The sequence below is a fragment of the Mycobacterium sp. genome, from assembly GCF_049280035.1.
Lineage (GTDB): Bacteria > Actinomycetota > Actinomycetes > Mycobacteriales > Mycobacteriaceae > Mycobacterium.
Genome location: NZ_JBAPPI010000084.1, coordinates 1 through 7096, shown reverse-complemented (window position 1 = coordinate 7096; position 7096 = coordinate 1). Strand labels below are relative to the sequence as shown.

7 protein-coding genes are annotated in these 7096 nt (G+C 60.3%); 5 read left to right on the top strand and 2 right to left on the bottom strand.

The genetic code is table 11. The annotated features are described in order from the left end of the window. A partial coding sequence (locus WAN71_RS02805) for an SDR family NAD(P)-dependent oxidoreductase (RefSeq protein WP_422223870.1) occupies positions 1 to 681 on the bottom strand: 681 nt, incomplete at its 3' end. Positions 682 to 807: 126 nt separating this feature from the next. Between WAN71_RS02805 and WAN71_RS02800 the strand changes: the two genes are divergently transcribed. Beyond that, entirely contained in the window at positions 808 to 1425 is a 618-nt protein-coding gene (locus WAN71_RS02800; RefSeq protein WP_422223869.1) for a TetR/AcrR family transcriptional regulator, read from the top strand. Between the two features lie 215 nt (positions 1426 to 1640). On the opposite strand, the gene WAN71_RS02795 is transcribed toward WAN71_RS02800, so the two are convergent. After that, complete coding sequence (locus tag WAN71_RS02795) at positions 1641 to 2069, bottom strand: nitroreductase/quinone reductase family protein (protein WP_422223868.1); 429 nt, start codon at positions 2067 to 2069, stop codon at positions 1641 to 1643. Positions 2070 to 2401: 332 nt separating this feature from the next. Between WAN71_RS02795 and WAN71_RS02790 the strand changes: the two genes are divergently transcribed. The 4 genes from WAN71_RS02790 to WAN71_RS02775 all read left to right on the top strand — a co-directional run. Then, complete coding sequence (locus WAN71_RS02790; protein WP_422223867.1) at positions 2402 to 2650, top strand: TetR/AcrR family transcriptional regulator; 249 nt, start codon at positions 2402 to 2404, stop codon at positions 2648 to 2650. 157 nt (positions 2651 to 2807) lie between these two features. Continuing rightward, positions 2808 to 4430 (top strand): protein kinase domain-containing protein, encoded by a 1623-nt coding sequence (locus WAN71_RS02785; RefSeq protein WP_422223866.1) that lies wholly within the window; start codon positions 2808 to 2810, stop codon positions 4428 to 4430. 1006 nt (positions 4431 to 5436) lie between these two features. Continuing rightward, positions 5437 to 5643: a hypothetical protein gene (locus WAN71_RS02780; protein ID WP_422223865.1), complete on the top strand. Its 207-nt coding sequence runs from the start codon at positions 5437 to 5439 to the stop codon at positions 5641 to 5643. 11 nt (positions 5644 to 5654) lie between these two features. Beyond that, positions 5655 to 7096: hypothetical protein (locus WAN71_RS02775; RefSeq protein WP_422223864.1), on the top strand; the 1442-nt coding region annotated here is incomplete at its 3' end.

Sequence of the window (7096 nt, the reverse complement as noted above, 5' to 3'; positions counted from 1 at the left end):
GCGGTAGCCCAGGCCTCGATCGCGGCCCATCCAGTTTTCGCGGATGCCGGTCTTGATGAGCCCGGGTCCAAGGCCGAAGTATGCCGGTCCGGGGAACATCCCATTGGCGCCCAACGCGAGGGCTTCGTTGCCGGCGATGGTGTTGGCGTGGGCTACCAGCGATTTATATTGCAACTCTTCTGAGTTGAAGTCATCGGGATTTCCGAGCTGGCCGCTGCCTGGTGAACCCATGACGAACACGCGGGCTTGCGGCGCGCCCGCCGGACGTGCGATTCCGAGACGGCCGCTGAGGCCTTTGAGGATCGCCACCCGGTTGAGGAAGCTGACTGCCATGTCCCGCTCGATGCCTTCGGCGGTTTCCTCGCGCGCTTTGGCGGCGATGATCCCGGCGCTGAACAGCGCTACGTCGATGTCCTCGACCGCGAGATCCTCCCCCAGCCGCGCGGCGTCAGCCATCAACGACAGATCAGCCCGCACGAATTTCGGTTGTCCCTCAATAAATTTGCGAAAAGTACGGCCGACAACGGTGACATCCGCACCGCGGGCCATGGCAAGCCCAGCGATCGCCCGCCCCAGGCCGTTGGTACCCCCGATCACGAGGAGCCTCTTGGACGACAGGTCCAGCTCGTCGCTCGACTGCGGACGGATGCTGATTTTGCCAGCGCTCAATCGTCGGTTCATCATTGCCTGCCTTTCGGATCGCCGCAGCTCGGCACGGTGCCACCAAAGATGCTGCGGAGCGGTCCAGACGCTGGACCTCATAACCGGACTATACCCCGGTTACGTCGATCCAGTAAAGTTCCCTGCATGGACCGGCTGGCGGTGACACCACCAACGCCTAGTGGGGAACGTGCTGACGCGGCACGCAACCGCCGCCAACTGCTGAGCACAGCACGAGAACTAATGGCCGAAGTTGGCGCCTCAAAAGTCACTATGGACGGCCTCGCTGCCCGCGCCGATCTGGGTAAAGGCACCGTATTTCGGCGCTTCGGTAGCCGCGCGGGCATCTTTCAGGCGCTGCTCGACGAGGAAGAACGCGCACTGCAACTAGCGGTGATGTCCGGAAAGCCGCCATTGGGACCCGGGGCACCGCCGCGAGATCGGTTGATTGCCTACGGGCATGCGCGAGTGCAGTTTCTGTTCGACAACCACGAGATCGCGCGCGCCTCGCTTGACGGCGGTCAGCCCGTGCCCACCGGACGTGAAACCCCCCTCTCGCGCATCCACATCCGTATGCTTCTCGGTCAAATCCGTCCGGACGTAACAGACCTCGATGTCCTGGCCATTCAACTCACTGGCGCATTAGACGGCCCCTTGCTGCTACAACTCACAGCCACCGAACTCTCCAAGCCAGCGATCGCCCGCAACCGCCGACGACTCAAAACCGGATGGACAGAGCTCATCGACCGAATCTGCCCCGCCTGACACAAGCAACCACACACCGCCGCGGGCCGCAGCGGCACGTGGCATCACGAACGGTGGGTGCCAACCGGCGTCGATCGACGGTGATAACCGCGGCTACCCGCGAGCAATGATCAGAGCCTCTGGATGAGCCTCGGTGGGGCGCTGCTCGTGCAGCATGCCTGTGAGATGGAGTGCTTCATGTTGCGGTCCTTAAATATTCGGCGCGAAGTTCTATGTCAGCCGACAGGCTCCAGGCGGATGACGGGGAATTTCCTGGAGGTGTTCTTCTGGTACTCGTGAGCGTCGGGCCAGTAGGTCGACCAGACGCCGTAGAGCCGTTCCCAGTCAGGTGAGTGCGGCCGGATGACCGTTGTCCGTACTCTCAGGGTGCGGTCGCCCTCCTCGATGGTTGTTTCTCCCGGACCGGCTTCGATGTTGCCGACCCACAGGGGGTCGGTCGGAGCGCCTCCCATGGAGCCGCAGATGAGGAAGGCATCCTCATCAGCGGCGCTCACAAGAGGTGTCACGTATTCCTTGCCGCTGCGGCGACCGGTGTGGTGGAGTAGCACGAGCCGCTTGCCCTCGAACGGACCGCCGACCGCTCCGTGATTGGCGCGGAAGGCGTCGATCATTTGGTCATTGAGGTCAGAGTTGTTGTCTGCCATAGTGTTTTCCTCTCTGTGTCTTCGGTCTTCGGTCTTGTTGTTGGTCCTACGGCTAGTTGGGCGTGATTGTCAGCGCGTGGTAGATGGTCGGTTCATGCCTGATCACCTTTCGAATGCCGCACTCGGGTGGTAGATGCTCAGCCGATGGTGCGTGATGGGCATGAATCGGACTATACCCCGTTTAATGCGGTCACGTAAGTTCAACCCATGAGAGAGCTGCCACGGGTAGGGGACAAGCCTCCCGGTGGCCGCGCCGATGTGATCCGTAACCGGCATCAATTACTATCGGCGGCTGCAGAATTCGTGACCAGGTGGGGGCGGAGAAGGTCACTATGGATGGCCTGGCCTCCTACTCGGGACTGGGAAAGGGGACCGTGTTCCGGCACTTCGGTAGTCGCGCGGGAATCTTTCGAGCGCTTCTCGACGAGGAGGAGCGAGAGTTGCAATCGGAGGTAATTTCCGGTGAACCGCCGCTGGGTCCCGGTGCGCAGCCGCAGGACCGGCTAGTCGCCTGCGACGCACTTTCCCATATCTCCGTTCTGCTGAGGGCAAGATGGCCCGACTTACTCCCCATGCCTTGAAGCCAGCGGCGGAAGTCCGGTGGTGGTGAGCATCTGCTGGAAGCGACACAACAGCACCAGCATGGGGGAGATGGCACTTGCAGGACTGGCGCAGACCAGCTGGTGAATGGACGGTTGGGATGGGGGTGGATCGGTAGCATGTCCCACCAGGGGTGGGGTGAGAGAGGCCCGGTCGGTGGATGAGGTGGCGTTTGGGCGTTACCGGCTGATCGAGGTGATCGGCGAGGGTGGGATGGGCAAGGTGTATAAGGCCCACGACACCGTGATGCGTCGCGATGTGGCGATCAAGGTGTTGCCGCCCGAGTTGGCCACCGAACCGGGGTATGAGGAACGGTTCCGGCGTGAGGCTTATACCGCGGCCCGGTTGACCGAGCCGCACATCATCCCGATTCATGAGGCCGGCGAGATCGATGGGCGGCTGTATTTGGTGATGCCGGTCATCGACGGCATCGACGTGCACAGTCTGCTGCGGCGTGACGGGCCGATGAGCCCGCAGCGGGCCGTGCAGGTGATCGAGCAACTGGCCGCGGCGCTCAATGCCGCACACGCCGCCGGGCTGGTGCACCGTGACATCAAACCGTCGAACGCATTACTGACCGGCGACGACTTCGTGTATCTGATCGACTTCGGCATCGCTCACGACGCCGCGGCCACCCGACTGACGAGCACCGGCATGATGGTGGGCACCTTGGCCTACATGGCCCCCGAACGCTTCACCGCCGGAATTGCCGATGCCCGCTCCGATGTCTATGCGTTGACGTGTGTGCTCTATGAATGCCTGACCGGTGACCACCCCTATCCGGGCGACAGTATGGAGCAACAAATCGCTGGGCACCTGACCCTCGACCCGCCCAAGCCCAGCAGCGTCAGCCCCGCTATCGCGGCCGGGTTCGACGAGGTGATCGCGACCGGGATGGCCAAAAAACCTGACGGGCGCTATCAGAGCGCCCGTGAGCTGGCCACTGCCGCCCGCCGAGCCCTCACCGAGGTTCCCACGCCAGCCCACGATCCGAACACCGCCGCCACCCTGCTCGCCGACCCGACCCAACCCGCGCCAGCACCCGCCCGCCGTAGCGATCAACTGCCAACCCCGCCCGCACCGGAGCCGGTGTGGCAACAGTCCGCCGAACCGACCCTTCCCGCGGCCCAACAACCCCCACCCGGCTGGCCGCCCGTCCCACAACCCCGACCCGCCAACCGGCAGCCCCCCCAGATCGGCACACCGAAACCGCGGCGGGGGCGCCACAAAGTCAACCGCCGGACTGCGATCGCAGTTTTGGCTGTACCGGTAGTGGTTTGCGTCGCGGCAGTCGTATTTGCGGCGGCAACGCTGCGGCTTTACCTCGCCGACCGAGCGGCGGCGGATGCGCGACATGCGATCGTCCAGACCGCGACGAATGCCGTCACCACGCTGTGGACCTACACACCGGAAAACGTGGATACCCTCGCCGACCGCGCATCGCAATACCTCGGCGGTGACTTCGAGGCCCAGTACCGAAAATTCGTCGATGCGATCGCGGCGCCCAACAAGCAAGCCCAAGTGACCAACACGGCGCAGGTTGTTGGGGCTGCCGTTGAGTCGCTGAGCGGCCCCGAGGCCACCGCCGTGATTTACGTCAACACGACCAGCACGACCCCCCAGACGCGCGACAAACCTTCGACCAAGTACCTCTCCTACCGAGTGATAATGCAGAAACACGACTCTCGATGGCTGATTACGAAGATGACCACCATTACCTCCATGGACGTCGAACCGAAGAAGTTACCGGGCGCCGGCTAACTTCCTATGCGGCCCGCAATGGTCGCTCCGACCGCCACCGACGCGTGGTGTCGTGGGCCCGCCACACCGCGGCCATCCCGCCACGGCCGGCAACTCGATAAGGCGATAACGCCCGAACGCCATCTCATCCACGGGTCGCCTTCCCAACGAAACGCTACGACCCGCACCTCTCTCCGTTGGGGTTCGGCGACGTCCAACCGGGCGCGTATCGGCCAACGCTGGCGACCGTGCCTGCCGGCTCGCGAAGGGCGTGCATCCGCTGGGCGAGAGCGGCTTTGGACTTGTCGAGCACCTCGGGCCGTGCGATCGTCACCGGGTTCCTGAGCCGCTTCGCGCCTACCGCGGCCGCACCTCCCAGTGGGTGATTCCTTGTCATCTGTGGCCGCCCGGGCAACAAGTGCCGAGCTTTGCAAGATTTCGGCGAGAAACCTCCAAGGATTCTCCAAGGTGTCCGCCGCAACCTACCTGTGCGAGTCGCCCATGGACCGCGAGCAGCCCGAATGTCATTGACAACGAAAGGAACGAGAAATGACGAAAGCATTCGTCGGAGCAATGACCCGCTGTCGTGGCCTCCGCCCCGCTGCTCGCGGCCGCGTTCCCGATGGCCACAAACACAGAAACCCGAATGCCGAACCTAGGCCGATGATCAAGGAGCTGCAGCGCGTGAAGCATGAAATGATTTATTGGGTGCTCCCAATCTATATGCGCATTCTTAAGGCGATCGGGGACGTCAGCGAGTTGATAGCAAATCACTCACGAAAAAAAGATCGATGAACAAACTCCGAGACCGGTTGTACACCGGTATGGGAGTCATCTCTATGGGTGGCGTGCTTGCGGCGTCACTCGGGGGTGCCCTCATCGACAGGGCATTACACCCCGTCGACACCTACCGTGATATCCGTAAATGCCGCGCAGCCACTCGGTCACGAGCATCTGAGCGAAGTATTGGACCGAGCCTACGGCCATATGATAATCACAATTTTGTCGACTGAAGATTTTCGCCTAAATGGATCCGCGAAAAGCCGAGTTATATCTAAGGCATATTCATGAGGGTGGCGCAAAGATCGCTGAGTTCCTGATTGCACATCCCGATATCAACCCGGACCGCATCGATGATATGACGCAAAAACAGGAATTTGAATTGAAGCAATATTGTTCTGACCTGGCTATCACACACCAGATTGAGCGCGACGAGCTGGATATCGAGCTATAAGCCTCGAATGGATGACTGACTCCCGCATACCGCACGGTGATAATCCAATATTCAGAAAACCTGGAATTCAACTCTCAGAGGAGACCAAGATGATCGGCCAAATACGCACAACAAGTCCTCAGGAGCAAAAGGCGGTGACTGACTGCCTGAAGGCTACCGGCGGTCTCTGGACTGCATTGCCGCCTGATTATGCAAACTTTTCTCACGCAGATATGTCGAAAAAACTCGAACAGGTGCGAGACGCGGTGCTAGGTGAAACGGGTGCCGCGAATGCGGACGTGGAAGCGGCGTACCAACGAACCCAATATTTTATCGACAGCTCGTTTGACTTCTATGAGTGCAGAAAGGATCTCGGACGAAGAATCGAACGTGCGTTCGTGGTACCGGTGCGCTCAACTCGCGAGGATCCAGCTGATTTGGCGAAGGGCAGTGGTTATGCAAGCGAGTCGACGCCTTTTTTTCCGCTGCTGGATCCGGGACGCTTCGGAGTATCGTCGGAAATTCGCATGCGAACCATATATGGCCTTCCCCCAACCATATTGGATACGTATTTGCGCAGTACCAACGAGAAAGAAACGGGGGCTCTTGTGCTGGCACCGTTGTATGCGGATATGGCCAGCGACATTTGGACGAATCCTGCCGATGCCGAACAATCGTTGCAGCTGGCAAGGACCGTTGACCATATACTCGCCAAGACCGCGGAGTTCGCCCATTGTTGCTTAGGCGCGAAATTTGTGGGATTGGGGGCAACCCTGCCCCTCTTGACGGACTTTGGCAATAAGCTGAGGTATGCCGCCGGCATGAACGGCCTCACGACTACAACCGGTCACGGCGGAACCGTCTACATGCTCGCTAAAACAACGGTCGAAGTAATGCGGCAATCTCATGTCGACGCTGGCGGTACGATTGGCGTCATCGGTGCGGCAGGTTCGATCGGTTGGTCGAGCGTTCAAGCTCTCAGGAAAATGCTTCCAGACCATAAGATCGAAGTGTTTGATAAGCGTGCAGAAAGAATGAGAGCGTTGTTAGCCGCAAACACAGACCTTGGCGCGTTAGAGCTGAGAGAAAGTGTTGCGGACGTATTCAAGCACAATAACTTTGTCGTGTGTGCAATTACAGACAAGCTGGACCTGGCCGCACCCGAATTCGATGACGTTGACTTCTCAAAGGTAAGGGTGATCGATGACAGTCAGCCTGGCGCGGTCGACCGCGTGCAGATAGAGGACCTAGGTGGTCAGGTCTTTTGGGTAGCTGGCAACGATGGAAGCGCGAGCATGTTCATGACGCGCGACGGATATTATACCGATGGCGTACCGTATAGCTACGGCGACAACTCGGGCCTATACGGAGCATCTACCGAATTCGCCTGCGGTCTAGAAACTGGTACCGTCGCAGCTTGTGGCGATAGACGCAATGCGATAAATAAACGAGTGGAATATAGCGATGTAAAAAT